This window comes from Pseudomonas sp. 05N434 (genome assembly GCF_056396965.1).
In genome coordinates, this window is sequence record NZ_JBFTMK010001111.1 from 1 (window position 1) to 485 (window position 485).

Here is a 485-nt window from a genome sequence, read left to right on the forward strand (position 1 = left end):
CAATTTGCTGCTGGCCGTGCAGGAAGGCTTGGGGCTTTAAGGCCTACAAATTGCTCTGCTCCGCCGCTACCGAGGGAGGCGCCRCTCGCCTCCCGTCCAGCGCCGGCCGCTCCGAAGGCAGATTCAACGCCCGCAGTACCGGGGAGTCATAGCCATACACATCGGGCTTGAATGTCACGCGTCCATCAAGACTCAGGTCCACCGTCCAGTAGGCCAACAGCACCGGCACTTTCACCGGGAGCCTGATGTTCTCTGTCTTGCCGTTGGCTAACTGTTTTTGAATCCCTTCGCTGTTCCAGTGAACCGGATCGTTGAACAACAGCTCCACCAATTGCAGCGGGTTTTCTACCCGAATACAGCCGGAGCTGGTCGCGCGATTGGATTTCGCGAACAAATCTCGATGCGGCGTGTCGTGCAGATAAATCGAATACTCATTGGGAAAACGAATCACTACCTGCCCCAGCGAGTTATCCAACCCCGCATCC

Annotated in this window: 1 protein-coding gene; it reads right to left on the reverse strand. The window is 57.0% G+C overall.

All coding sequences use genetic code 11. The features are described from left to right. Nucleotides 1-43: 43 nt before the first annotated feature. Nucleotides 44-485 (reverse strand): L,D-transpeptidase family protein (locus tag AC1DLB_RS31975; RefSeq protein WP_477786532.1); only part of this gene is annotated, 442 nt, incomplete at its 5' end.